Origin of the sequence: Arcicella sp. BE140, from assembly GCF_031456255.1 — a bacterium.
GTDB classification, from domain to species: domain Bacteria; phylum Bacteroidota; class Bacteroidia; order Cytophagales; family Spirosomataceae; genus Arcicella; species Arcicella aquatica.
This window is the reverse complement of record NZ_JAVDUE010000013.1, coordinates 84,180-108,865: the sequence shown is the minus strand read 5'-3', so window position 1 is coordinate 108,865 and position 24,686 is coordinate 84,180. Positions and strand designations below refer to the sequence as shown.

The window sequence follows — 24,686 nt, the reverse complement described above, 5'->3', positions numbered from 1 at the left end:
AGTACAATTTTTTAAATTGATTCTGTTAGCAATAACATAAACCAATTCAACCAAAACTAAATTATTAAATGAACAAAAAACTACTAACGACTTTCCTCGTTTGGGTGGCTTGCTGTGTAAGTATTTATGCACAAGACAGAAAAGTGTCAGGAAAAGTGACCTCGGCCGAGGACGGCTCAGGACTTCCAGGTGTATCAGTTCAATTGAAAGGAAGCGCCAAAGGAACAACCACCGATGCAAGTGGTAACTACTCTTTAGCAGTACCTTCTACTGCGACTACAATTGTCTATTCTTTTGTTGGTATGACTCCCCAAGAAATATCAATTGGTACAAAATCAGTGATTGATGTAAAACTCGGGGCAGACACCAAACAGTTAACAGAAATTGTAGTAACAGCCATTGGTATTCAACGTGACAAAAAAGCACTTGCTTATGCAGTATCTTCTGTAAAAGGAGATGCTTTGGCTCAACGCTCAGAGCCCGATGCTTTACGTTCGTTGAATGGTAAAGTACCAGGGGTTAACATTATTAGTGGTGGGGGTGCACCCGGCCAAGGTACTAAAATCACTATCAGAGGTAACAACTCGTTTACGGGTAACAACCAACCTTTGTTTGTAGTAGATGGTATCCCTTTTGATAACTCTGTAAATTCTACAGATGGTTATGCTAACAACACGGTGACCTCTAACAGAGCCTACGATATTGACCCTAACAACATAGAATCAATGACGGTGTTAAAAGGCGCTGCTGCTGCGGCACTCTATGGTTCTCGTGCTTCAAATGGTGTAATTGTAATCACTACAAAATCAGGTAGTAAATCTGTTAAAAAGGGATTGGAAGTAACGGTAAACTCGTCGGCATCTATTGAAAACCTTTCAACTGTACCCGACTATCAAGATACCTATACCCAAGGTTCTAACCAGATTTATAATGGTGGGTTCATTGGTAACTGGGGTACGGTGTTTCCTTCTCAAGTAGATAGAGTAAATGCACAACTAGGTTTTGCTCGTTATTCTAAAACGATTGTAGATGGCTATCCAGAAGGTACAGTACCACATCCATTAGTAGGGGTAGCTTATGGTGCTGCCAGATATAAATCTGTATTTCCTCAGTTTTTAGATGCCAACGGCAATGCCATAGCCGTGCCTCTTCAACCTTATGATATTGTAGGGGGATTTTTCCGCCAAGGTAAAGTAATTGAAAATGGTATTAGCATTGCCTCAACAGGTGACAAAACCTCTTTGAATGCAGGTATCTCTAGAATGCAAAATGATGGTATCATTCCTAATTCTAATACATCGCGTACTAGTTTGAATTTTGGCGGTAATGCTACATTGACCAATGGCTTAATAGTAAGTGGTAATGTAAACTATGTATTAACCACACAGCAAAGCCCTCAGTCGGGTGCATCTTTCTTTAGTGACTATGGTAGTGGTTCAACTGGGTCTATTTATGACCGTCTGTTTTACCTACCAAGAAACTATAACTTAAATGGCTACCCATTTGAAAACCCAGTTGATGGTACCAACGTATTTTATCGTGCTTTAGATAACCCTCTTCGTATTGTTAAATACAACTTGTACAATAGTACTGTAAACCGTGTGTATGGTAATATGGCATTAAGCTATGACGTCACACCTTGGTTAAACTTATTGGCAAAAGGAGGTATCAATACTTATTCAGAGACTAGAACTAACGTAATTCGCCCTGGTGGTAATGCCGTACCATTAGGCTCAGTTTCTAAATCTAGCTTAGTAAATACTGAAACAGATTATACTTTTTTAGCGACAGTATCGCATGATTTTAGTGACAAAATAGCTGTGAAAGTATTGCTTGGTGCAAACGCCAATGAAAGACAATTCAGTCGTGTAAGTACAACAGGTCAGGATGTTATTGACCCTAACTTATTGATACTAAACGGTACTAAAAAACAGTCGAGTACACAGTACAACTCGTTGCGTCGTCTGTATGGTATATTTGGGGAAGCTACTGTATCATACAACAACTATGCTTTCCTTACGGCGAGTGTTCGTAACGACCACTCATCTACCCTACCAGTAGCCAACAGTAGCTATTTGTATCCAGCAGTAAGTGGTTCGTTTGTATTTTCTGACGCCTTCAATTTGCCAAAAACTGTATTGAGCTTCGGTAAAATCAGGGCTAACTATGCTAAAGTGGGTAAAGATGCTAGCCCTTACCAAGTAAATACTGTATATAACTTAGGAACTACTTATATACAAGATAACCCAATTGCTACTGCAGGTATTTCAAGTACATTGAACAACGTGGATTTGAAACCTGAATTTACTACTGAAGTAGAAGTAGGTACTGAACTACAGTTTTTCAATAACCGTATCGGTATCGATTTGGCCTATTTTGATAGAAACTCTACTGATTTGATTGTTCAAACACGTGTGCCATCTTCATCTGGTTTTGCCTATCGTAACATCAATGCTGGAAAAATCAATAACAATGGTATTGAATTAGGCTTAACATTGGTACCAATCAAAACTAAAAGCGGATTTACATGGACATCGTTTGCGGCCTTTACTAGACTACGCTCTTTGGTAGTTGATGCTGGTCCGGCAGGAGAAATTTTCTTGGGTGGAGCCACTTCTAACTTAGGAACTATCCACAGAAATGGTGAACCATTCGGTATGATTTATGGTAGTAAATACGCTCGTGATGCAAATGGTAACTATTTAATCAATGAGGCATCAGGACACCCAATCTACCAGCCACAGCCAACTTTAATTGGTAACCCTGCTCCTGACTTTACTTTAGGTTGGACAAACACATTTACTTTTAAAAACTTTACTTTATCGGCCTTATTAGATTATAGAAAAGGTGGCAAAATGTACTCGGTAACGGCAGCCTCGTTATTATTAAGAGGACAATTGAAAGGTAGTGAAGACCGCGAAGGTTTACGTGTTATTCCGGGTGTTTATGGCGACCCACAGACTTACCAAGCAATTTTGGGTGCAGATGGACAAACGATTAGAAACACTACTGCTATGACAGCCTTTGAATACCATTTCTCTGATGGCTTTGGTGCTTATGGTGCTGATGAAACTAACGTGTATGACATTACTACTATTCGTATTAGAGAGGTAACCCTTGGTTACTCTGTCCCAAAAGCCTTTTTGAAGAAAAATGTTGGCTTTATTGGTTCTTTGAGAATCTCATTGTCGGGTCGTAACCTTTGGTTTTATGCTCCTAACATGTTGAAAGGCTTGAATTTTGACCCTGAGGTATTATCAAACTTTCCAGATTCAAACATCCAAGGTTTTGACTTAGGTGCAGCACCATCAACACGTCGTTTTGGAGTTAACCTTTCGGCAACCTTCTAAGTCGATGTTGGGCATTATACAACACGAAGTATCAGTTTTTCTCATTTAAAATTAGCATTCAGATGAAATATACATATAAAACATTCAGAAGGTTTGTATGGGGAATGGTATTAATAACTTCAATAAGTGCTTGTAGCATTACGGAGTTGGATATCAACAAAGACCCAAACAACCCTATCCAGGCTACTCCAGACCTACTATTACCTAGTGCTGAGTTGGCGGCTATCAATAACATTGATATTTATAATACGGCAGGCTTTTCGGGGCAGATAAACAGTGCTGATGATTTTAACTTGAACAATAGTTCTTATAACGGAACTTGGAACTATTTCTATCAGTCAACCCAGAGTATCGAGGGACTCATCAGAGCTACCCAGAATGTAAATAGCCCTCACTATTTAGGAATCGCCCAAACGTTAAAGGCTTTTGCAGTAGGTAACTTTGTGGATACTTTTGGTGATATTCCTTATACTGAAGCTTGGCAAGGGAATGGCGATGTACCCAACTTTACTGCCAAGTTTGATACAGACGCAAGCGTGTATGAGGCTATCATTAAACTTTGCGATGCTGCCGTTGCCAACTTTGCTAAAACAAGCCCTGTATCGGTAAAAAATGATATTGTATATGGTGGTACAATTTCAAAATGGGTGAAGTTAGCGAAGTCTATTAAATTAAGATTATTATTAAACTCTCGTAAAGGGCGTGCCACTGGTAATGCTGATTTAGTAGCGGCTTTTGCTGCTGGTGGCTTTATTACTAGTGCGGCTGATGACTTTACCTTTAAATATGGTACGCAGTTGAATGCTGATGGTAGCGATGGTCGCCATCCTTGGTTCCAGAATGCTTATTTGGGTGACAATGGTTTCAGCTATATTTCGCATCAATTGATGTCTGAAATGATTTTGAACAAAGACCCACGTTTACCATTCTATTTCTATCGTCAGACTGGCACAGTCCTAGACCCATCTAACCCTACTGATAGAGGTACTATTCCTTACGGTGGTTCATATTTAGCCTTGAAACAGTCGTTCTTGAATAACTACGCTAAAGTGTATGGAAGTTTAACAAGTGCTGACTTATCGTACATAGCGGGCTTCTTTGGTCGTGACCGTGGCGATAATACGGGGGCTCCTCAAGATGGTGCCTTACGTACTGCTCCGGGTTGTTACCCTGCTGGTGGTTTGTATTCTGGTAGAGAAATTCCTGCTAAAGCATTAACAGGGGGCACTAAAGGTGGCAATGGTATCTTACCGCTTATTACTAGTAATGATATTAAGTTTTATCAGATAGAAGCCATTCTTGATGCTGGCTTAACAGGTGATGCTCGTGCTATTTTTGAAGCAGCTATCCGTGAACACATCACGAGAGTAGTAAACTTAGGGTTAGCTGTAGATGCTGCCAATGCGAAAGCACCTGCTGCGGCTGATATTACTACTTATGTAAATTCGTGGTTAGCACAATACGATGCAGCGGCTACAAACTTGGCTAAATTAAATATTGTAATGAAACAAGCATGGTTCTGCCGTTGGGGACAAGGTACAGAAACATGGAATGGTTTGAGAAGATTGGGCTATCCTACTGCTATTCAAGACCCAATTTTAAAACCGATTCGTCAGTTTGCTTTGCGTAAACCGTATCCATCACAAGAAGGCAGCTTGAATCCTAATGCCACAGATAAAGTGGTTAATGTGATTTTTGACCGTGACCCTATTTTCTGGGATAAGGTAAAATTAAAGTGGACTTTTTAATTAACAAATTATTATAAGAGTAGGCTAAGTATCCAACATTTGCCTACTCGCTTTTATCAACTATAAAAAATTTAGGATATGAAAAGAATTGCAACATATATATGCTTAATTGGACTGCTTTCAATTATCTATGCTTGTAGAGATGAAAGTTTGAATCCAGTTCCTCAATGGGAATACGCTGTTCATGGCTTTACTGTGTTTGATGGCATAGCTTTTAATGGCAATGTAAACAGCAGACCACAAAAATATGAGACTAATTATGCCAAGAACTTTCCTGCAACAGGACAAGACAATGCTAAGATAGATTTCAAAATACGTTGGGTTTCGTTGGATAATAAATTGACAGTAAATAAAATAGAATTGTATATCAATTTTACTGAAGACTATGACGACCCAGACGGAAACCCTAAAACTGCTGACTTAGGTGCTGGCGTTGGAAAATTATTAAGTACTATTTCAAATGTACAAGGCAACCGTGTTTGGAATTCTTTTAGCGTTACGCCTAAACAAATCTATGATTTGTACAAGGATGTTACTTGGAAATATGATAAAGTAAATGCTGTAAAAGTATTTGCTAACCCAACACACGCACGTACTACTGGCAAATGGTTTGATGGCAACACTGATAACTTTATCTTGAGCTGGAGACTTTACACCACTGATGGCAAAGTATTCAAATCATGGAACCAAAGTTCTGTGTGTGGTGATGTTACGGCTGTTTCAGAGGCAAATTCAAACTGCCAGTTAGATTGGTCTGTACAGTAGCTTACTAATTACAAGCAAATTACAAACTTATGTGTAATCTTAGCTTCTTTATAAAAGTTAGTTAGAAGAGATGGGAGTTTAAATCCCCATCTCTAAAAAATAAGGCCTCTTATAAGAATTGTCCATAGGCTATTAAAGTACTATCAAAAACCCCTGCTTTAAACTTCAAATGCACCCTCTCTGTTATAGAGAGGGTTTTTTATTTACCCGTTTGGTACATAAGTGTGATTGGTAAATAGTCCGATTTCTATGACTTAAACAAGAGAAAAGGAATAGTTATCTGTGATTTTTTGAAATGTCTATCTTTACATTTTTGTCAACCTATTTTAGGCAAGGACAAAGGATAACACATCACTCACAATTCAAAACTGCTCACTCAAACCTTCCCACTCATCTAACATACTGAAAAATAATATTCATCATTTCCTGAGTTGAATTCCAGCCATAGGTAATTTTTTTGGGTGGATTGAATTTATTTTCGGGGTTTTTGGAGGTATTATCGTAGGTGGCTTCTGCGTAAATTACTGAACCCATAGGAATCAGAAGTGGTTCTTTGTATTCATAGGTCATTTGCCAATTAAAATCCCATGCTGAAATTTTTATCAAGGGAATCATCTCTCCAGAAGGCGTAATAGCAAAACTCCTTAGCGATTTACCCAATAAATGGGTATGGGGTTGTACCGAAAGTAAATGAATTGGATAAGGAATTTCAGCAGACTTGGCATAAAAAGTAATGATGGTATCGGCCGCTAATTCAAAAGGTTGATTGGTAATGTCCTGTTCATGAAGGATAAAAGTTTGTACTTCTTTTTCAATGGGTTCCTTGGCAAAATATAAATTCACACTTGAGCTATCATATTCATTCGCCAGATTATTTGGGGCGTAATGTACATTCAGGAGGAGGTCACTACCAGCTTTTAAATATTTGGCAGTACCTTTAGGGTATTCAATAGGGTTATTACCAGGAATCCAGCCCATCCAAAACTCCTCCTTCATTTTGATTTTTGCATATTGGGCAATGGATGTATCATCGATAGACTTCCCGTCGGTCACTCGCATAATCTGTGTAGTATCTACTCCTATCCGTGCATGATGAGCCAATTTTTTATTGCCGGGTCTAAACTCTATTGCCTTTACAAATACATTCGTATCTAAATTAGTTGGTAACGAAAACAATACATATTCTTCTTTACTATTAGCAGGAATCCGAAAAGCCTTGTTCCAATGCAATACCAAATCTGGTTTTTTGTTCAATTGGGTATCTTCTTGAAAAGTAGGCAATATCAACTTTTTAGTATCGCCTTCAGTCATACCCGTTTGAATCCAAACTTTAATGGTAGCAATTTGCCCAACTGTTAGCTTGCGGACATTTTTAAATTCCCCAAAATCATGATCAGCCTTCCAAGGTGGCATATAGCGTGTTTCCGTTACTTTTTGAATAAATTTAGCCCGTTTTACTACATCTTGATAGGTAACTAAACTAAACGGGGCAGCCTCTCCTTTTCGATGACATGGCGTACAATTTTGATGAATGATTGGGGCTACATGTTCTGAAAATGTAATTTGCTGAGCAAAACCACTACTATTAGCCAATAGCAAGAGCCCTAAACAGATAAGGAACAGGTTTACTAACTTACTGAGATAAACACGATTTTGATTACAGACCATCATCTTTCAATATAACAACCTATGGCTTCGGTTTTGGGTGGATTAATTACGTTGTGTGTCAACAAAGCGGATATGGCATTTTTTAAATATAATTCAGTGGCATCATCACGATGTTTGCCCAATGCATAAAACCAATTATCGATAGCCCCTTGATAATGAACATTCCCCTTAGCATCAAGTACTATCACTTCGGGAGTAATATGTATATCAAATAGGGTGGTAAGGTAGTGTAGTTTATCGATGATAGCAGGAAAGTTAAAATTGTATTTTTTGTTAAACTCCTCAATTTCTTGTTTGGATATTCCCTTAGTAGGGAATACTGTATAAAATTGAATATCAATTGGTTTGCTATGTTTCAATGTATCTTTAGCCAGTACAAAGCCCTTGCTGAGTGCCATTAATTTACTGGTATATTGCTGACTTATTGGGCATTCGGTATCCAGAAAAACAAATACACTAAGGGAATGGCTATTAAGCTGATAGATATGGTTTTGAATATCCCTAAACTGAGTTTTGGGCTGAATGCTTATTTTTTGGGCAAACATCAACTGATGCCCATAGCATAGTAGTAAAAAAGTAAAGCAGTTTCTGAATATGGCTTGTAGTTTGTTTGATTTAAGCATTAATCTTTCTGGAAATTTAAAGATACTCTTACATAAAGATAGTAAAAACTGAGTAGATAGTTTCTACCCTCAAAACAAAAAAACCTGCCAATAAAGAAAATCTTTATTGACAGGCCTGAACCATGAACTATGGCTCTTATTAAGGTGTGCTAGGTACTAGGGTGGTTTAAAATTGTTAGGAATTTACTTTGTTATTCTTCAATAAAACAGCTTTAGGAGATTTTCTTATGGCCTCTCTAAAGTCGCTGATTCTTCTTCTGGATACTACAAATTCTTGACCATCTTCAAGAATGATAACAAGCTTTTTATCGTCTTTCCTCCAACCATTCATGAAAGAAATGTTAACAACATGATTGTTGTTGATTCTGATAAAAGACTGAGTATCTTCTATTCTTTCTTGCATTACTCTTAGTGTGCGAGCTACCATCAAACGCTCTTGATTGGTGGTATAAATGGCGGTATAATTTTCATCACTCTTTAAATATAGAATTTCTTTCAGAGCAACTTGACTACTTTTAGTAAGGTATAATTTTTTCATAATTATAGAATTATTACTACTACAAAATTGCAATTTAGATATTGAAAATGTTAACTTGAAATCGACAAAAATTTGTTCATTTATGACAAAAAACCTAAAAAAGTACTATATTACTGGCTTTACAAACTTTAAAAAGTACTATTTAAAACTTTTAGACCATTCGGATGGCGATTTCCCGAAAGATTCCTGGAATACTTTTGTAAAATATGAAAGACTTTCAAAACCTACTTGAAATGCTACGTCGGAGACATTACCGTTGCGATTTTTCAGTAGCTCCGCAGCTTTTTTTAAGCGGTAGTTTCTGATAAATTCAACGGTGGTTTGGTTCGTTAAAGTTTTTAATTTTCTTCTTAATTGTACGGTACTTATATTAAGTTCATCGGCTAAGTCTGTAATATTGAAAGCACTATCTGACAGATGAGCCTCAATAATTTGCTCTATTCTTTGCAGAAAAGCTTCGTCTTGTTGATTAATATGCTGTTCTTGTTGTATGGGTACAGAGAATTTCTCTATTTCAAAATTTAGGTCGGCGAAAGAGGTAATCGGTGAAGGAGGATGATGGTCATTATTGTTGAGCGGTATGTTATGATATTCTGGCTGATATTCTAACATAATTGCTGGGTCTACTTCTGATTGCTGAGACCTCAGGTAGATTTTACAGATTAGCAAAACAAAAAAAGTGATTTTGATAGGGTCTGAGAAAAATACAAGATTATCGATAAATGCAAAATCTATGACTTTTAAAAGCCTGAGTTGAAGAAAAATAAAGCCCGTAAAACTAAAGATAAATGAAAACACAAACAACCATTCTAATTTTACCTTTTTGTAATATGCGTAAGCAAAAAGTAGAATAATAGAGAAATCAGCAATCAGGGTATTCAGTACATTCATTTTTATCCACCTCCAGTTATAATCAAAGTATATGGCTAGGGTCAACACTAAAGTGGAAACAATGGATAAATACAAATACCATTTTACCCATTTGGGATATAAGGTCGTTATTGGTAAAAAGCTAATTGTTAATACAATTTCGAAGATAGCTAAAAGGCGATAAGGCAAAGCATTGATAAGGGTAGATTGTACTGGGTTGTTGGTAAAGTAATCTCCGATTGATTCATGATAGGCAGATACCGTAAATAAAATACAAAGCGAATAAATAGCGAAAATCTTATAGGTATTGGTTTTCAATAAAAAGAAGGCTATGATAGAAATAAGGAAATTTCCTAATAGTTGAACGCCATCCAAAATCCATACTTTACGTTCATCTGAATATCTTTTTATTTCGTGAACAGCTTCGGGCATTATCAGGAAAGTTGCATAAAAGGCCCTTTGACTTTTCGTTTTAATAAATATTGTTTGGGGTTGATTAGCCAATAAATTAAAATGAATAATGGGGTAAGATGAAGTATAGCTTCTTTTATCTTTGGCTACAAAACAGCCTCCTTTGAATACCTTATATTGCTTATTTTGTTGTGGGATAAAAACATCAATGTATTCAATCACTGGATTACTACATTCAAATACCCAATTAGATGTTTTTGCTGAAACCAAGTTTAGTTTAAACCATTGAGTAGCGTCTGAAAAACCAACATGAATATTTTTTTTAAAATAAGGAGCAAATTGTTTACTTTGAATATCACGAAAGCTAAGTTTTGAATTACTCGATTCGAAATATTCAAGGGAAGAAGATATATTATAAGGAGCAGAAAGGTTTGTCAAATTAATTGTTTCATTTGCGAAGGCATTATGCTTGCACAAAACAAAACATATTAAACAGAAAACCATTCCTGTATAAATTCGAGAAATTAACATTTATCGTTCTACTTACTTAGTGCAAATTTATTTAATAATATTATGATTAATTAACTCATTTAATGAGCCTCAAAAAATTACAAGTATTATCACATGTTAATAAACAAGGCTTGCTAAAGCTAATTAATCAAAAATATTATTAAATGTATTTCAGTGTGTTATTTAAAACAAAGATACAAAATCACGAACGCTTAAACAATTGTATAATCGAAAAAAATGTAAGATTAATCAAGAATTATTTTTTTTAACATATAGCTGATGACTGTTATTTTTTTATTTATTCTAGCGTTATTTCTCGTTAATCATTTCTATTTTTTTATTCTTATCTAACCTCGATATTTATGAATCGTATTGATAGACTATTTGGCATATTTACTTTGCTACAATCCAAAAAATATACTCCTGCCGAAAAAATTGCAGAAAAATTCAACATCAGTATTCGCACGGTTTATCGAGATTTAAAAGCTTTGAATGAATCAGGAATACCTTTAGGTTTTGAACAAGCCAAAGGATATTTCATCGTTCAGGGATTCTTCCTTCCTCCTATTTCTCTTACGAGTGATGAAGCCAATGCACTTTTAATAATGGAATCTATCGTATATCGTTTTACTGATAAATCAATACAAAAACACTATACCAATGCATTGAATAAAGTAAAGGCTGTGTTGCCCAATGCTCAAAAAGATAAAATAGATTCACTTTCAGATACAATCAAAATCCAAGTTCCACCGAATAGAGAACAGCACAATTATGAATACCTATCAACATTACAACAAGCCATTTCTGCTAAAACCATCATCGATTTTGACTACAAGAATAACAGTGATGAAATCAGTAGTCGTAGGGCTGAACCTATAGGATTAGTTTTCTATGCTTTCAACTGGCATTTGATTGCTTGGTGTCATAAAAGAAACGACTATCGAGATTTCAGAGTTTCACGAATTATTGTTGTAAAAGATACCCAAATGTCCTTTCAAAAAAATGATCATATCCCCCTATCAGACTACATGAAACTGCTTCCTGTAAATTATTGATTTTATTTATGCTTTTTCAAAAAGTTGTGACATAGGGTTGTCAGTGAGGGATTGTTTTTTTGCATCATCAACCAAAAAACTAACAAAATGACGATGATTGCAATGTTCTTAAAGGAGTTGGACCAAGAAGCGGTTAGTACTCGAAAAATGTTATCGATTGTTCCAGCAAATAAATTTAACTGGCAACCTCATCCTAAAAGTATGACTGTGCTTAGATTGGCAACTCATATTGCAGAGTTACCATCGTGGGTGGGATTGGCATTAACAACCAGTGAATTAGATTTTAGCGTGGGCGATTATCAACCTGTTACTATTAATACGACTGCCGACCTATTAAATTTACTTGAAAAAAATTTAGAAGATGCTAAAATTCATTTATTGGCAGCTACGGAAGACCAATTAGAAGAAAGCTGGACATTAAGAAATGGCGATACTATTTATAGCACAACGCCAAAAAGCGAAACTATTCGCCACGCTTATTGCCAAATTGTACACCATAGAGCGCAGTTGGGTGTTTTCTTGCGTTTACTAGATATCCCTATTCCGGGGTGTTATGGACCAAGTGCTGATGAAATGGGCTTGTATTAGTAAAAGTGAGCGAAATAGGAAGGCTGTTAAAACAAGCTTTCCTATTATCCAAATTACTATTCAATAATAAGCCTTTTATTGTTGAAGAATGTTGTAGCAATCAATATCTTTGTGAAAATAAAAAAGGAGATTATGCTAGCTATCAATAAAATTCATCACATCGCTATTATTTGCTCGGACTATCCTACTTCTAAAAAATTTTATACTGAAATACTTGGGTTTAATATTGAGAATGAAGTATTTAGGGCTGAAAGAGAATCCTTTAAATTAGATTTATCAGTAAATGGAGTTTATCAAATAGAATTATTTTCATTTCCGAACCCTCCAGCTCGCCCATCACGCCCTGAGGCCTGTGGATTAAGACATTTAGCATTTGAGGTAAATGATATTCAGGTAACTCACGATTATCTAACAGGATATAAGATAGATTGTGAAAGTATCAGGGTGGATGAATTTACAGGGAAGAGTTTCTTTTTCATCAGTGATCCAGATGGCTTACCGATTGAATTCTATGAAAAATAAAAGTGGTACCAATTTCTTACGAAACATAGTACCACACAAGGATAAGGTTAAGAGGGAATTTTGTGTATAAGAACTAAAATTTGCACGGGTTAGATTATTAAATATATAATAGGTATTGTAATTTTATTTATAGGAAATCCTCAGGCGGATAGTATATTTTATGGTAATCAAGCCAATTTTGTAGAAGATTTTTCTTTCTTTTGGGCACTCCAATTTGTATAGATTCCCGTGCATTACTACTATTTAGTTTTACAAAAAGCAAATTGAGCACTTGAGAATACATCACAAACGCAACATCGTTTGGATTAAATACTTCACCAGATTCACTAGTTAATTGAAAAGGTGCATGCTCTCTCATAAATTAAATGGCTAGTCAAACTCTTTTTTAAGAAATATATTGAAATACTTAGGCTATCGTAAATTTTTCCTTATTTCAAGTACGATTTACTGTTACAAAGTAAGCGAGTTTTTATAGAAGATTTTAGCGTAAAAATACCTGTTTTACAAAAATAATTTCACTAATTATTATTACCTTATGTTAAACACTGATACTATTTCATGGGAAGATTTTGAGAAAGTAAAGCTTCAAGTAGGCACTATTTTAGAAGCCAACGATTTTCCGAAAGCCAAAAAACCTGCCTACCAATTACTTATAGATTTAGGGTCAGAAGTTGGTCACAAGAAATCGTCAGCACAACTTACTAAATTATATACCAAAGAAGAATTAGTCGGCAAACAGGTTATTTGTGTAACAAACTTCCCTCCTAGACAAGTAGCCAATTTTATCTCAGAAGTATTGGTAACGGGCTTTATTTTGCCAGATGGCGAAGTAGTATTAGCAGCAGTAGAAAGAATCGTTCCGAATGGCACGAGATTGGCATAAATAGCATTGAAGCCCTAACCGTATTTAATATACCGCTATGAGCTTTGTTTTCAATCGTTTATAAAAAGATTGTTTAATATTGAAATAGTTTTATTAATGAAGACTATTCCAATATTTATACTTAATTTTACATACTAATTTTAATTGCTTATATTAATTTGTATTGTTATTTTGACCTCAACTGAAAAAATGAAAACGCTATTCATCTTCATACTTACCTTCTTTGTTTTTTCCAAAGCATCAGGTTTTGGTTTGATTGAATATTCTACGGTAATGCATACCAAACACCGTATTAGACAAGATACTCTTAGAAACAATAATCAACAATTTGACGTTATACAAACAGCCACTCTTTTAAAGAAAGAGCCTGAAAAAACTGATGATAATAACCATTTTACAAAATCATTGATTCAATGGTTGGCAAATGGGGTTAAAACCACGGTTGAATTTATTACAAGTGCTTTTATCAATATAGGAAAAGCTATTTTAGCAGCTATCATCCATATATTTACTTCAAAAGCGTCTTATACAATTAGTTGATTAGAAAGTTATCAATAAAAAAATAAATTTATGACTCCAAACATTGGCATTTCTATTGAGAGTTTACAGAAAACCTCAACACTTCTGAATACATTATTGGCTGACGAATATGTGCTCTATACCAAAACCAGAAATTACCATTGGAATGTAACTGGCCCCAATTTTATTGAATATCATACTTTTTTTGAGGATTTGTATGATTTCGTTGACGAGCAAATTGATGCAATTGCTGAACGTATTCGTACACTAGGACATTTTCCGTTAGCTTCTTTGCACGAGTTTCTGGCTGTAACTAGATTATTAGAAACCAAACATCAACAAAGTGCTGCCTTAGAAATGTTACAAGAACTACTGAGTGACCACGAAACGATTATTAGGGTATTAAGACAGGATATCAAAACTACTGCCGATGAGTTGGGAGATGCAGCAACCAGTGATTTCTTGACAGGGCTTATGGCTGAACACGAAAAAATAGCATGGAAAATCAGAGCTTACTTAAGCTAACCCTCCATGAAAATACAGATTAAGACAACCGTAAATCAAGACCTTCTCAGTGTATGGGAAGGTTTTGATTTAAAATTATTCAAAGCACTCGCCCCTCCTTTTCCTCCTGTCGTTATTAAACAATTTGACGGTTGTCAGAAAGGAGATATTGTGCATCTGGTATTGAACTTTATTTTCTTTAAACAAGATTGGATTTCAAATATCATCGAACAAAAGAATAGCGAACACAGCATTTATTTTATCGACCAAGGTACTATACTCCCTTTCTTCTTGAAATATTGGCACCATGAACATAGGTTAGAAAGCCAGCAAACTGGTACGGTCATCACGGATAATATCGACTTTAATACTCCTTATTTATTGACTGATTACTTGGTATATCCATTGTTATACCTTCAATTTTTATATAGAAAACCGATTTATAAACGTTACTTTCAGTAAAGCAAAATCCACTCTAATTTGCAAAGGGTGGATTTTTTGTGTTAATTCGTTTTGAGAAAATACATTTCATTGAAATTTAGGACTAAAATCTAATCATTTCGACACAAACAAACTTAATATTAAATGAAGCTAAACATTACCACTAAAATTATCATCGGGTTTATCATCGGAATAATTGTAGGGCAAATTATGCACACTCAGCTGAGTGAAGAGCAAATCAACGAAGCCAGCAAGAATATAAAATTATTAGGAGATATTTTTTTAAGAAGCATTCACCTGATTGTTGGCCCCCTTATTTTTTGTACTTTATCTGTGGGCGTGGCTAAATTGGGCGATTTCCGCTTGGTAGGTAGAATTGGCTTAAAAACGTTGGCTTACTTTTATTTTGCTACTATTTTATCATTATTGGTAGGTTTAGTTTTCGTAAATATTACTCGCCCAGGTGAATTTGGTACTTGGAAATTACCTCAAAGTGGTATTGAAACAGGAGTAACAGCCAAACCTTTAAAGACTTTCAAAGATTTCCTTTTTGAGATTTTCCCTGACAATATTTTCCAAGTATTTGCTGAAAACAAAACTTTAGGAATCATCATGATTTCAATCGTTTTTGGTATTGCTTTGGCTACTATGGGCGAACATGGCAAAAAAATATCAAAAGGAATAGACTGGATTGGTGAAGCTATCTTTAAAATAGTAGGCTACATTATGCTATTGGCGCCATTCGCAGTTTTTGCGTCGATGACCAACGTGATTGCACGTAACGGTTTAGGGGTTTTGGTATCTTATGCCTACTTGATTATTTGCTTTTTCAGTGCATTGCTCTTCTTTATTTTTGTAGTACTTTGGCTGATTTGCTACCTATTAAAAATCCCTTACTGGCGATTAATGGCAGCGATGAAAGATGCTATTTTACTTTCGTTTAGTACGGCAAGTTCTGAGGCTTCCATGCCAAAGCAAATAGAATCATTGAAAGGCTTAGGTATCAGCGAAAGAATCATCGGTTTTGTATTGCCATTAGGCTATAGTTTCAACCTTGATGGTTCGATGATGTATATGACCTTTGCAACTGGCTTTATTGCCCAAGCATACGGTATGCCATTGAACTTAGACCAACAAGTAACGATGCTATTAACGCTATTATTAGCCAGTAAAGGTATCGCAGGTGTACCACGTGCAAGCTTAGTAGTAATTATGGGTACAATGACGCTATTTGGACTTCCACAAGAGGGTTTGGTATTGCTACTGGGTGTAGATCCTTTCTTGGATATGGGTCGTTCGGCAACATCGGTTGTAGGTAATGCTGTAGCTACAGTAGTTGTGAGTAAGTGGGAAGGCGAGAAACTGAGCGAAGCTTAATACTTTACGCTGTATTATAGGTTATTTCGACAAAGCCCTTTTCTATTAGCGGTTGACTAAAGTCAACCGCTAATAGAAAAGGGCTTTGAGGTTTATATTATCGAAAGAGCGGTTTTTACAAAATGTTTCCTTAAATAAGGTCAAACAAAGCAAGAAACTAATAATCCTTTTATCTCATTTCTAGCGAGGTACTTAAGTGCCTCGCTAGAAATGAGATAAAAGGATTACGAAATAATGTTTACTTTTCTACACAATCTCAACACTAGCGGCTCTTTTAGCTGGAAAATAAGAGGCTAATAACGTAATGATTACTACAACTACTGCCGTAAAGAAGAAGTCTGAGAACTCCATTTTAATAGGATAAGCATCTATTAAAGCTCCGACGATTCCCATTGAAATAAAGCCATAAGTAAGTTGTAACCAACAAATGGTGAAACCTAAAATTAACCCTACGATAGCACCTGTAAAAGCGACGATAGCGCCTTCTAATAAGAATATCTTTTGTATGATTTTGGCATCTGCTCCCATGGCATACAAGGTTTTTACATCTTCTTTTTTCTCAATAGCCAACATCGACAACGAGAAAAATATATTAAAACTAGCAATGCCTATAATAAAAGTAAGTGTTAGGAATACAAACAACTTTTCAATTTTGATAGCCCTTAATAAAGAAGCGTGTTGTTCATCTTGGTTTTGCACGACAAACTCATTACCTAATACATCCTTTAGGGCATCTTGAATAGTAGCCACTTCCTCTTCATTAGCTACTTTTATTTCTAAAGCCGTTCGCTGATTTTCTAATTCAAATAAATTTTGGGCAAACGAAAGGGGTGCATAAATATAATTGTCATCATATTGTTGTTCTATCGCAAACACACCAGCTGGCACCAGATTCATTTTATTAAAAGCATCGGTAGCATAAAAGTCCAAGGTTTTTGTTTGCTTATTTCTAGGATACCATACTTCTAAAGGCGTAAAAAAAGCATCAATATCTATTCCTAACTTCACGGCAATACCCGACCCTACAATGGAATAAGCAATGCCGCTATCTTGAAGGATGGCATGACCATCAATCATGGTTTTCTGCAAACGTTCTTGTTTCAAAAAACTTTCGTCAACACCCTTTAAATTTACGACCATTTGGGCATTGCGGTAACGTAGTAACACGTTTTCTTCAATTACCTGTGTGATACTTCCTATACCGTGAACTTTGCTGATTTTTTTTAAGAGTGCTGGTGGACAGCTAAAGTATTTTCCTTTTTTAGCACTAACTTTCAAATCGGCATCAAAGCTTTTATACAAGCCTCTTTGGAAATCTTCTAGTCCATTAAATACTGACAAAACAACTACCAAAGCCATCGTTCCAACACCTACTCCTAACATCGAAATCATCGATATTAAAGAGATAAAAGATGTTTTTTTTCTAGCAAAAAAGTATCGTTTTGCAATAAAGAAAGGGAAATTCATAATGATTTTATTGAGTGAGTTGTGATTGAGTGAGTTAGTGAATTAGGCAGTGGTGAGTTAGTGAGTTTCGAGCTGACGATTTTTCTTAAAATATCTTTTCTGTAAATAATGAGTAGTGTTGAACGTGTTCAAAAAATCACTCAATCACAAATCACTAACTCAATCACTAACTCACAACTCTCTATCTACTCCTCTATCTCCTCTCCTTCTTTCAACGGTGGAATGTCTAGACCAGAAATTAAGGCATCCATTTGGGCGGCGTATTCAGCGGTATCGTCGATAAAAAATTCAAGGTTTGGAATAATCCTCGCTTGATTACGAATTCTATTGCCTAAAATCCCTCTAATATGCTTAGATTTTTCACGAATGTCTTGTAATAAACCTGCTTTATCGTTAGCTAGCATAAAACTTAGATATACTCTTGCTATTGCTAAATCGGGAGTCATTTTAACGTCTGTTATCGTTACAAATGCCTTTCCGAAAGTTGTACGCATATCTTTTTGAAAAATGTCGCTCAAATCTTGTTGAATTAATTTAGCGAATTGTTGTTGTCTTTTCGATTCCATTTTAATGTTAATTTCTGCAAATACTAATAATCATTATTTGCGCCGTTGCATAAACTTCTTATGCTCTTCTTCAATAATCTCACAAATTTCGGAATAATTATTGGATTCACCGTAAATTCGTGAAAAACTTGAATACCTTAACAAAATATGCTCAGTTTCTTTAAAGTAAACGCTGTCTATCAAATTTTTAGTTTATTGATTTTACTAATCCTTATCCGAATGCCCGTGTATTTGGTAGGTTTACCACAACTGATTCCAGAATTGCAATGGATGTTGGTTGGCGAGCAAATCAACAAAGGCTTTGTAATGTATTCTGAAATCTGGGATAATACTGCTCCGCTTTCTACATTAGTTTACGCTGGGCTCGACGGACTCTTTGGGCGTTCACAGTCTGTTTATCAAATTGTGGCTTTGCTACTTACCTACTTTCAAGCTGTTTATTTCAACGTAATGGTCAATAACAGAGACCTCTTCGTAAAAAGGAATTACTTGCCAGGTTTGTTCTATTTACTTTTTATGAACATATCGTTCGACTGCTGTACACTGTCACCAGTATTGATGGCTACTACCTTCGTATTACTGTCGTTGGGTACCTTGGTTAAACAAATGAACCGTTTACAAGCAACCGATGAAGTATTTGAAATTGGCTTTTTTATAGGATTGGCTACCTTATTTTATCCTCCAGCAGGGGTATTTATTTTGTGGGCTACCTCCTCATTATTATTCTTTAGTGGTACTACGTTGCGTCAGCACTCTTTATCAATTTTTGGGTTCTTGTTTCCTTTATTACTTACTGCACTATTTTTCTATCTGAATGGTACGTATGACGCTTTCTCCAGAAACTTTATTTCTTCCGTATTACAGCTTCGTCAATATGATTTGAATGACTTCCGAAGTTTGTTGGCTACGTTGCTTCTTCCTTTCACTTTCGGAGTATTAGGCTTTCTAAGATTGGTAAATGCCGTTGGATTCAATAATTACCAGATTCGTTGTCAACAAGTAATGATGATTTGGGCCATCGCTGGGGTTGTGTCTATCGGTTTAATGCCTTTCTTGGCACCCATGCAATTCATCATTTTTGTGCCTGCAATCGCATTTTTCACCGTTAGTTTTTTTAATAATACCAAAAGAGCGTGGTTGGCTGAGCTAACATGCTTAGCGTTGTTTTCGGCTGTTTTATTGATTCACTACCAAGCAGTATATTTCAAAGGGGTAGAAACTTTTGTACAACTCAAAAACTTGAAACTAAAAGAAGAGCCTGACATAAAACTAAGCAATAAAAAAATACTGGTTTTTGGCGATGGTATGGAAGAGTACAAAAATAACTTTGCCGCTACTCCTTATATCAATTGGAGTTTAGCAAAATACGAACTGGAGAATTTGGATAATTATAATAATGTGATTAACATTTTGAGCAATTTCGAGAAGGATTATCCAGAAGTAATTATTGACAAGGTAAACCTAACACCAAAGTTATTCAAAAGAATACCCGTATTAGCTCGTAAATATCATGCAGTTGGAAATGGCGTTTATGAGTTAAATTAATATTAAGCATATCATTTTCAACATATTATCACTAGCGAGGTACTTAAGCCCCTCGCTAGTGATAATAGGATTAGCAAGGTATCTTATCAATCCTAGTTTTATGTCTTCCCCCTTCGAATTCAGTTGAGAAAAACACTTTTGTAATTTCAATAGCATCTGCTAAACTCATAAATCGAACAGGAATACACAAGATGTTGGCATCGTTATGCTGACGTATCAATGATGCAACCTCTACATTCCAAGCCAATCCTGCACGAATTCCCTGATGTTTATTAGCAGTAATAGCCACTCCGTTGGCACTACCGCACAACAAAATACCAAAGGTATATTCCTTGTTTTCTACGGCTGATGCTACTGGGTGAGCAAAGTCTGCGTAGTCGCAAGAAGCATCACTATAAGGCCCAAAATCATTTACTTCGTAGCCTTCGGCTGTTAAAAATTTTATTAATTCGGTTTTATATTCAAACCCTGCATGGTCACCTCCGATGGCGATTTTCTTGATAAATTCCATAAAAAAGTATGTATTTGTAAAATCTAACGTTTTTTTTCGTTACTTCAACTTATTCATTAACAAAGGTACGGAAGTATCAATATTTTTTAACGATTAAAATTAGAAAAGCTATGACAGACAGAGAGAGCGAGAAACTAATGACGCACGATGATAAGATTAAAAAAGCGTTTATTGACCATACTTGGGCAGAAATTCATTCTGAAGAATCTTGGAGAACTTTCAAGATTATGGCTGAATTTGTAGAGGGGGTAGACAAATTAGCAAAGATTGGTCCATGTGTTTCTATTTTTGGCTCGGCAAGAACAAAACCCGAAAATCCTTATTATTTAATGGCTGAAGAAATTGCCTCAAAGTTGGTTCGTCATGGTTATGGCGTAATTACTGGTGGTGGGCCTGGCCTGATGGAGGCGGCTAACAAAGGTGCAAAATTACAAGGTGGAAAATCGGTAGGCTTAAATATAGAATTGCCCTTTGAGCAAAAACCAAATGACTACATCGACCGCGACAAGAGTATTGATTTTGAATACTTCTTTGTTCGTAAGGTAATGTTTGTAAAATATTCTCAAGGGTTTATTATCATGCCCGGTGGATTTGGTACTTTAGACGAAATGTTTGAATCACTTACATTGATGCAAACCCAAAAAATAGGACGTTTTCCAGTAGTATTGGTAGGCAAAAAATATTGGAGTGGATTATTGGAATGGGTAAAGGAGACGATGATTTCGGAAGGAAATATTAATCCAGATGATTTAAACTTGATTTCATTAGTGGATAATCCGACAGATGCCGTAAAAGTAATTGATGACTTTTATGCTAAGTATTTGCTAAAACCAAACTTCTAATAAAAGTAAATAAGCAGTCGCTCGCCTCTGGCGAGTGACGACTATTAAAAGGCTTCCAGCCTAAATCTACCCCTAAAAAAAACACTAATATGTCTGAACTAAGAAAAGCCAACGTTCCTTATGCTACTTATTTCATAACGCTCTCCGTAGTAGGTTGGATTGATGTTTTCACACGACAAATCTATACTGAAGAAATCATTAAAAATTTAAAGTATTGTCAGGCACACAAAGATTTAGAAATCTTTGAATATGTAATCATGCCAAGTCATATCCATCTGATTTGTAGGAGAAATAATGCATTACGATTGGGCGATTTATTACGAGACTTTAAGAGTTATTCAGCAAAAGAGATTCTAAAACTGATTCAAGCGAATCCAGAAGAAAGTAGGCAAGAATGGATGTTGTATATGTTTAAGTTTTTTGCTAATCGCTATGCACAAAATGCTGAGTTTATGTTTTGGCAAAAAACAAATTATCCCATTGAATTATATTCTCAGAAAGTAACCCAACAAAAAGTAGATTATATTCATAACAATCCTGTAAAAGCTGGTATCGTTACCGACCCAGCTTATTATTTATATAGCAGTGCTTGCCCCCTTTCGCCCATAAAAACTAGTCAAAGGTAATACAAATGTAAACACAGTGCAGTCGCTCGCTTCAAGCGAGTGACAATTATTATGAGGCTTCCAGCCGAAAAAACAATGACGGCTAGAAGCCTTTTAATAGTCGTCACTCGTCAGAGACGAGCGACTGCGATTGTTTACTTCTTAGGCTCATTCAGTTCTATTACATAGCCATCTGGGTCAGTAACATAGATTTGAAAAGCTCCATCAAAACGCATTTGTCTATGATAAGCCACATTATTTGCTTTCAAAAAAGCCTCAATACCATCAGCAGAATTAGTTGGAATTGATAATGAAAAATGCGCACCGTTTTTATCATTATTGGCTACAGGTTGTTCTCTACCCAGTAATAAATGCAGTTCTTGCCCCGGTGCTATTTTAAACCACCTTCTGATCGCTAATAAGTTATCTGGCACATCTACAGGGGACAATCCGATAATCTCTCGATAGAACTTTGCACTTACTTTCAAATCCTTTACTGCCAAACCCACGTGGTTATAAGAAAGAATTTCTATTCCTTTTTTCGGAGCATCTTGTGCGAAAGTTGTATTACTGAACACTAGGCAAACGATTAAGCCTGCAATCAATTGAACTGTTTTCATTGGTTGATTTTAGATTGTTTATAAATTTCCTTTTTTTAATTCTTTCACCGCATAATCAGCCGCACGGGCAGTCATGGCCATATAAGTTAGGGATGGATTCACACAAGATGCTGAAGTCATGAAGGCTCCATCTGTTACAAATACATTCTTACAAGCCCAAACCTGATTCCATTTGTTGAGGACAGAAGTCTTAGGGTCGTGTCCCATTCTGGCTGTTCCCATTTCGTGAATCCCTAACCCGGGGTAGCTAATATCGTCATAACTATTTACATTTTTGAATCCTGCGGCTTCCAGCATTTCGGCAGCATCATTTTTCATATCCACACGCATTTTCTTTTCGTTCTCTTTAAATTCAGCATCCATTTTTAAAACAGGTTGCCCCCATTTATCCGAAATTTGCTTAGACAATTCGACCTTATTTTCATAATAAGGCAAACACTCACCAAAGCCTCCTAAATCCATGCTCCAATTGCCTATTTGTGTTTGCTTGTGTTTAAAATCCGCTCCAAATTCGTTTTCTCCACCCCCTTGTCTGTATCGTCTTGCCCCGCCTTCATAGCCAAAGCCACGTAAATAATCACGTTTGTCCGAGCCAATATTTCGGAAACGAGGTACGTACCCTCCTACTGGATTTCTGCCTTTGTAATATTTATCTTTAAATTTATCTATCTCGCCCCAAGCCCCAATTCTGAAATGATGATCCATCAAATTATGCCCCAATTGCCCGCTATCATCCATCCCGTTCGGGAAACGATTAGAAACAGAATTCAATAGTATAAAAGTTGAACCCAAAGCGGAGGCATTTAGGAACACAATTTTGGCGAAAAACTCATGCCATTCCCCTGTTTGTTCGTCAATTACTCTTACGCCTTTTGCTTTCTTTTTTTGTTCATCATAGATAATAGAATTGACGATAGAATGCGGACGAACAGTAAGATTTCCAGTCTTTTTAGCCGCAGGCAACGTAGCAGCTTGTGAGCTAAAATATGCACCAAATGGACAACCACGCATACACATATCACGTGATTGACACGAAGCACGCCCTAACGCCGTTTGTTCGGCTGTAGGCTTAGTAATGTGTGCTCCACGACCGTGAATCAGGTAACGATTCGGGAATTTTTGGTGCACTTCTTTTGCAAAATGTTCTTCGGCACAGGTAAATTCAATCGGTGGTTGAAATTCGCCATCGGGTAAATGTGGAAGTCCATCTCGTGTACCACATATTCCTGCAAACTTTTCGGCATAGCTGTACCAAGGAGCGATATCTTTATATCGAATTGGCCAGTCTACTCCTATTCCTTCTTTCAAATTTGCTTCAAAATCAATATCACTCCAACGTAGCGAAACACGTCCCCACATTAATGAACGACCGCCTACATGATAGCCACGAATCCAATCAAAACGTTTGGTTTCGATGTATGGATTTTCTAAATCATTTACAAAATGTTCATGAGTAGATTCTGTGATGGTAAACCCTGTGCGGTTTTGAATAGGGTGTTTCGCAATAATATCTAAAGGGGCTTTCCCGCCATGCTCAAAATTCCAAGGGTCAGTTAGGGCAGTTTTATAACCTGTGATGTGCTCAATATTTCGCCCACGTTCTAGTACTAAAACCTTTAATCCCTTTTCCGAAAGTTCTTTAGCAGCCCACCCTCCACTAATTCCTGAGCCCACTACTATGGCATCATAAGTATGCTGTTCAAATTGGTTTGTATTGATGTTCATCGTTTAATAATATTGTATCTTGGTATTGTAAGATAAAAGTAAAAAATATCTACGTAAACCAATGCAAGCCTGTGGGGTTTGGGTAAAGAATAAAACAGAAAGTCCTTTCATTTACTTGAAAGGACTTTCTGTGATTTTTATACTAAAAGATATTATTTATCTACAAAACCCATTGTTTTTTCTGGGTAACGAGTCTCCACAATTTCAACAGAGGGATATCACACCTTGATAGGGATGTTAGCTTGCCACATCCAATACTATATTAAATAAGTATTTCTAATCCTTCACACTCCAAGCTTTAGTAGCTTGGAGTGTGTTCGTTGGTCAAACCTGATTGTCGTGTTAGCATTTTTGTGTTTATTTTCTTAATTTGAATAGTGTTGAGATAAATTTGGTATCTATTTAACAAGTAAAACTTATGTAATTTTTTTTG

24 protein-coding genes are annotated in these 24,686 nt (G+C 36.1%); 14 read left to right on the top strand and 10 right to left on the bottom strand.

Annotation, left to right across the window (positions count from 1 at the left end):
* Positions 1-68: 68 nt before the first annotated feature.
* The 3 genes from J2Y60_RS17710 to J2Y60_RS17700 all read left to right on the top strand — a co-directional run bounded on the left by J2Y60_RS17710 (position 69) and on the right by J2Y60_RS17700 (position 5,863).
* Positions 69-3,350, top strand: a complete 3,282-nt coding sequence (locus J2Y60_RS17710) for a SusC/RagA family TonB-linked outer membrane protein (RefSeq protein WP_309921285.1) — start codon at positions 69-71, stop codon at positions 3,348-3,350.
* 62 nt (positions 3,351-3,412) lie between these two features.
* The gene (locus J2Y60_RS17705; protein ID WP_309921288.1) at positions 3,413-5,098 is read left to right on the top strand and encodes a SusD/RagB family nutrient-binding outer membrane lipoprotein; all 1,686 of its coding nucleotides are present in this window, start codon (positions 3,413-3,415) and stop codon (positions 5,096-5,098) included.
* 78 nt (positions 5,099-5,176) lie between these two features.
* Entirely contained in the window at positions 5,177-5,863 is a 687-nt protein-coding gene (locus J2Y60_RS17700) for a hypothetical protein (protein ID WP_309921290.1), read from the top strand.
* A 390-nt stretch (positions 5,864-6,253) separates the two neighbouring features.
* Here J2Y60_RS17700 and J2Y60_RS17695 read toward each other — a convergent pair whose 3' ends face one another.
* From J2Y60_RS17695 to J2Y60_RS17680, 4 genes are all read right to left on the bottom strand, one after another.
* The gene (locus J2Y60_RS17695; RefSeq protein ID WP_309921293.1) at positions 6,254-7,534 is read right to left on the bottom strand and encodes a hypothetical protein; all 1,281 of its coding nucleotides are present in this window, start codon (positions 7,532-7,534) and stop codon (positions 6,254-6,256) included.
* Positions 7,531-8,154 carry a hypothetical protein gene (locus tag J2Y60_RS17690; RefSeq protein ID WP_309921296.1) on the bottom strand — a complete coding sequence of 208 codons (624 nt, stop codon included), beginning with the start codon at positions 8,152-8,154 and terminating at the stop codon, positions 7,531-7,533. The genes J2Y60_RS17695 and J2Y60_RS17690 overlap by 4 nt, the downstream gene beginning before the upstream one ends.
* 175 nt (positions 8,155-8,329) lie before the next feature.
* The gene (locus J2Y60_RS17685; RefSeq protein ID WP_309921300.1) at positions 8,330-8,692 is read right to left on the bottom strand and encodes a LytTR family transcriptional regulator DNA-binding domain-containing protein; all 363 of its coding nucleotides are present in this window, start codon (positions 8,690-8,692) and stop codon (positions 8,330-8,332) included.
* 138 nt (positions 8,693-8,830) lie between these two features.
* On the bottom strand, positions 8,831-10,504 hold the full coding sequence (locus J2Y60_RS17680) for a helix-turn-helix domain-containing protein (RefSeq protein ID WP_309921303.1): 1,674 nt from the start codon (positions 10,502-10,504) through the stop codon (positions 8,831-8,833).
* Positions 10,505-10,845: 341 nt separating this feature from the next.
* On the opposite strand from J2Y60_RS17680, the gene J2Y60_RS17675 reads away from it, so the two are divergent.
* The 3 genes from J2Y60_RS17675 (at position 10,846) to J2Y60_RS17665 (ending at position 12,648) form a co-directional block, all read left to right on the top strand.
* Entirely contained in the window at positions 10,846-11,538 is a 693-nt protein-coding gene (locus J2Y60_RS17675; protein ID WP_309921307.1) for a YafY family protein, read from the top strand.
* Between the two features lie 87 nt (positions 11,539-11,625).
* Positions 11,626-12,126, top strand: a complete 501-nt coding sequence (locus J2Y60_RS17670) for a DinB family protein (protein ID WP_309921310.1) — start codon at positions 11,626-11,628, stop codon at positions 12,124-12,126.
* 132 nt (positions 12,127-12,258) lie between these two features.
* Positions 12,259-12,648, top strand: coding sequence for a VOC family protein (locus tag J2Y60_RS17665; protein WP_309921312.1), 390 nt, complete (start codon positions 12,259-12,261; stop codon positions 12,646-12,648).
* A 127-nt stretch (positions 12,649-12,775) separates the two neighbouring features.
* On the opposite strand, the gene J2Y60_RS17660 is transcribed toward J2Y60_RS17665, so the two are convergent.
* On the bottom strand, positions 12,776-13,006 hold the full coding sequence (locus tag J2Y60_RS17660; protein WP_309959222.1) for a hypothetical protein: 231 nt from the start codon (positions 13,004-13,006) through the stop codon (positions 12,776-12,778).
* Between the two features lie 177 nt (positions 13,007-13,183).
* Here J2Y60_RS17660 and J2Y60_RS17655 point away from each other — a divergent pair, with 177 nt between their 5' ends.
* The 5 genes from J2Y60_RS17655 to J2Y60_RS17635 all read left to right on the top strand — a co-directional run bounded on the left by J2Y60_RS17655 (position 13,184) and on the right by J2Y60_RS17635 (position 16,372).
* The gene (locus J2Y60_RS17655; RefSeq protein ID WP_309921316.1) at positions 13,184-13,531 is read left to right on the top strand and encodes a tRNA-binding protein; all 348 of its coding nucleotides are present in this window, start codon (positions 13,184-13,186) and stop codon (positions 13,529-13,531) included.
* A gap of 189 nt (positions 13,532-13,720) precedes the next feature.
* Positions 13,721-14,071, top strand: coding sequence for a hypothetical protein (locus J2Y60_RS17650; RefSeq protein ID WP_309921319.1), 351 nt, complete (start codon positions 13,721-13,723; stop codon positions 14,069-14,071).
* Positions 14,072-14,101: 30 nt separating this feature from the next.
* Positions 14,102-14,575, top strand: coding sequence for a DNA starvation/stationary phase protection protein (locus J2Y60_RS17645; protein ID WP_309921321.1), 474 nt, complete (start codon positions 14,102-14,104; stop codon positions 14,573-14,575).
* A gap of 6 nt (positions 14,576-14,581) precedes the next feature.
* A complete protein-coding gene (locus J2Y60_RS17640) occupies positions 14,582-15,016 on the top strand; it encodes a hypothetical protein (protein WP_309921324.1) in 435 nt (144 codons plus the stop codon).
* Between the two features lie 123 nt (positions 15,017-15,139).
* Entirely contained in the window at positions 15,140-16,372 is a 1,233-nt protein-coding gene (locus tag J2Y60_RS17635; RefSeq protein WP_309921327.1) for a dicarboxylate/amino acid:cation symporter, read from the top strand.
* A 246-nt stretch (positions 16,373-16,618) separates the two neighbouring features.
* Here J2Y60_RS17635 and J2Y60_RS17630 read toward each other — a convergent pair whose 3' ends face one another.
* Both J2Y60_RS17630 and rbfA read right to left on the bottom strand, forming a co-directional pair.
* On the bottom strand, positions 16,619-17,839 hold the full coding sequence (locus tag J2Y60_RS17630; protein ID WP_309921332.1) for an ABC transporter permease: 1,221 nt from the start codon (positions 17,837-17,839) through the stop codon (positions 16,619-16,621).
* A 185-nt stretch (positions 17,840-18,024) separates the two neighbouring features.
* A complete protein-coding gene (rbfA, locus tag J2Y60_RS17625; protein WP_309921334.1) occupies positions 18,025-18,405 on the bottom strand; it encodes a 30S ribosome-binding factor RbfA in 381 nt (126 codons plus the stop codon).
* Positions 18,406-18,552: 147 nt separating this feature from the next.
* Here rbfA and J2Y60_RS17620 point away from each other — a divergent pair, with 147 nt between their 5' ends.
* Positions 18,553-19,950, top strand: a complete 1,398-nt coding sequence (locus J2Y60_RS17620; RefSeq protein ID WP_309921336.1) for a hypothetical protein — start codon at positions 18,553-18,555, stop codon at positions 19,948-19,950.
* 70 nt (positions 19,951-20,020) lie between these two features.
* Here the strand turns inward: J2Y60_RS17620 and rpiB are convergent, their stop codons facing one another.
* A complete protein-coding gene (gene rpiB / locus J2Y60_RS17615) occupies positions 20,021-20,461 on the bottom strand; it encodes a ribose 5-phosphate isomerase B (protein WP_309921341.1) in 441 nt (146 codons plus the stop codon).
* A 110-nt stretch (positions 20,462-20,571) separates the two neighbouring features.
* On the opposite strand from rpiB, the gene J2Y60_RS17610 reads away from it, so the two are divergent.
* Together J2Y60_RS17610 and J2Y60_RS17605 are read left to right on the top strand one after the other, a co-directional pair.
* A complete protein-coding gene (locus J2Y60_RS17610) occupies positions 20,572-21,303 on the top strand; it encodes a TIGR00730 family Rossman fold protein (protein ID WP_309921344.1) in 732 nt (243 codons plus the stop codon).
* A gap of 89 nt (positions 21,304-21,392) precedes the next feature.
* Positions 21,393-21,929: an REP-associated tyrosine transposase gene (locus J2Y60_RS17605; protein WP_309921347.1), complete on the top strand. Its 537-nt coding sequence runs from the start codon at positions 21,393-21,395 to the stop codon at positions 21,927-21,929.
* Between the two features lie 134 nt (positions 21,930-22,063).
* Here J2Y60_RS17605 and J2Y60_RS17600 read toward each other — a convergent pair whose 3' ends face one another.
* Together J2Y60_RS17600 and J2Y60_RS17595 are read right to left on the bottom strand one after the other, a co-directional pair.
* The gene (locus tag J2Y60_RS17600; RefSeq protein ID WP_309921349.1) at positions 22,064-22,528 is read right to left on the bottom strand and encodes a VOC family protein; all 465 of its coding nucleotides are present in this window, start codon (positions 22,526-22,528) and stop codon (positions 22,064-22,066) included.
* Positions 22,529-22,546: 18 nt separating this feature from the next.
* On the bottom strand, positions 22,547-24,253 hold the full coding sequence (locus J2Y60_RS17595) for a GMC family oxidoreductase (protein ID WP_309921352.1): 1,707 nt from the start codon (positions 24,251-24,253) through the stop codon (positions 22,547-22,549).
* Positions 24,254-24,686 lie beyond the last annotated feature (433 nt).

Coding starts and splice junctions, on each gene's coding strand:
- J2Y60_RS17620 (WP_309921336.1), top strand. CDS start 18,553: ATGCTCAGTTTCTTTAAAGTAAACGCTGTCTATCAAATTTTTAGTTTA.
- J2Y60_RS17630 (WP_309921332.1), bottom strand. CDS start 17,839: ATGAATTTCCCTTTCTTTATTGCAAAACGATACTTTTTTGCTAGAAAA.
- J2Y60_RS17595 (WP_309921352.1), bottom strand. CDS start 24,253: ATGAACATCAATACAAACCAATTTGAACAGCATACTTATGATGCCATA.
- J2Y60_RS17610 (WP_309921344.1), top strand. CDS start 20,572: ATGACAGACAGAGAGAGCGAGAAACTAATGACGCACGATGATAAGATT.
- J2Y60_RS17675 (WP_309921307.1), top strand. CDS start 10,846: ATGAATCGTATTGATAGACTATTTGGCATATTTACTTTGCTACAATCC.
- J2Y60_RS17660 (WP_309959222.1), bottom strand. CDS start 13,006: ATGAGAGAGCATGCACCTTTTCAATTAACTAGTGAATCTGGTGAAGTA.
- J2Y60_RS17655 (WP_309921316.1), top strand. CDS start 13,184: ATGTTAAACACTGATACTATTTCATGGGAAGATTTTGAGAAAGTAAAG.
- rbfA (WP_309921334.1), bottom strand. CDS start 18,405: ATGGAATCGAAAAGACAACAACAATTCGCTAAATTAATTCAACAAGAT.
- J2Y60_RS17645 (WP_309921321.1), top strand. CDS start 14,102: ATGACTCCAAACATTGGCATTTCTATTGAGAGTTTACAGAAAACCTCA.
- J2Y60_RS17690 (WP_309921296.1), bottom strand. CDS start 8,154: ATGCTTAAATCAAACAAACTACAAGCCATATTCAGAAACTGCTTTACT.
- J2Y60_RS17665 (WP_309921312.1), top strand. CDS start 12,259: ATGCTAGCTATCAATAAAATTCATCACATCGCTATTATTTGCTCGGAC.
- J2Y60_RS17680 (WP_309921303.1), bottom strand. CDS start 10,504: ATGTTAATTTCTCGAATTTATACAGGAATGGTTTTCTGTTTAATATGT.
- J2Y60_RS17710 (WP_309921285.1), top strand. CDS start 69: ATGAACAAAAAACTACTAACGACTTTCCTCGTTTGGGTGGCTTGCTGT.
- J2Y60_RS17600 (WP_309921349.1), bottom strand. CDS start 22,528: ATGAAAACAGTTCAATTGATTGCAGGCTTAATCGTTTGCCTAGTGTTC.
- rpiB (WP_309921341.1), bottom strand. CDS start 20,461: ATGGAATTTATCAAGAAAATCGCCATCGGAGGTGACCATGCAGGGTTT.
- J2Y60_RS17640 (WP_309921324.1), top strand. CDS start 14,582: ATGAAAATACAGATTAAGACAACCGTAAATCAAGACCTTCTCAGTGTA.
- J2Y60_RS17700 (WP_309921290.1), top strand. CDS start 5,177: ATGAAAAGAATTGCAACATATATATGCTTAATTGGACTGCTTTCAATT.
- J2Y60_RS17650 (WP_309921319.1), top strand. CDS start 13,721: ATGAAAACGCTATTCATCTTCATACTTACCTTCTTTGTTTTTTCCAAA.
- J2Y60_RS17605 (WP_309921347.1), top strand. CDS start 21,393: ATGTCTGAACTAAGAAAAGCCAACGTTCCTTATGCTACTTATTTCATA.
- J2Y60_RS17695 (WP_309921293.1), bottom strand. CDS start 7,534: ATGATGGTCTGTAATCAAAATCGTGTTTATCTCAGTAAGTTAGTAAAC.
- J2Y60_RS17705 (WP_309921288.1), top strand. CDS start 3,413: ATGAAATATACATATAAAACATTCAGAAGGTTTGTATGGGGAATGGTA.
- J2Y60_RS17635 (WP_309921327.1), top strand. CDS start 15,140: ATGAAGCTAAACATTACCACTAAAATTATCATCGGGTTTATCATCGGA.
- J2Y60_RS17670 (WP_309921310.1), top strand. CDS start 11,626: ATGACGATGATTGCAATGTTCTTAAAGGAGTTGGACCAAGAAGCGGTT.
- J2Y60_RS17685 (WP_309921300.1), bottom strand. CDS start 8,692: ATGAAAAAATTATACCTTACTAAAAGTAGTCAAGTTGCTCTGAAAGAA.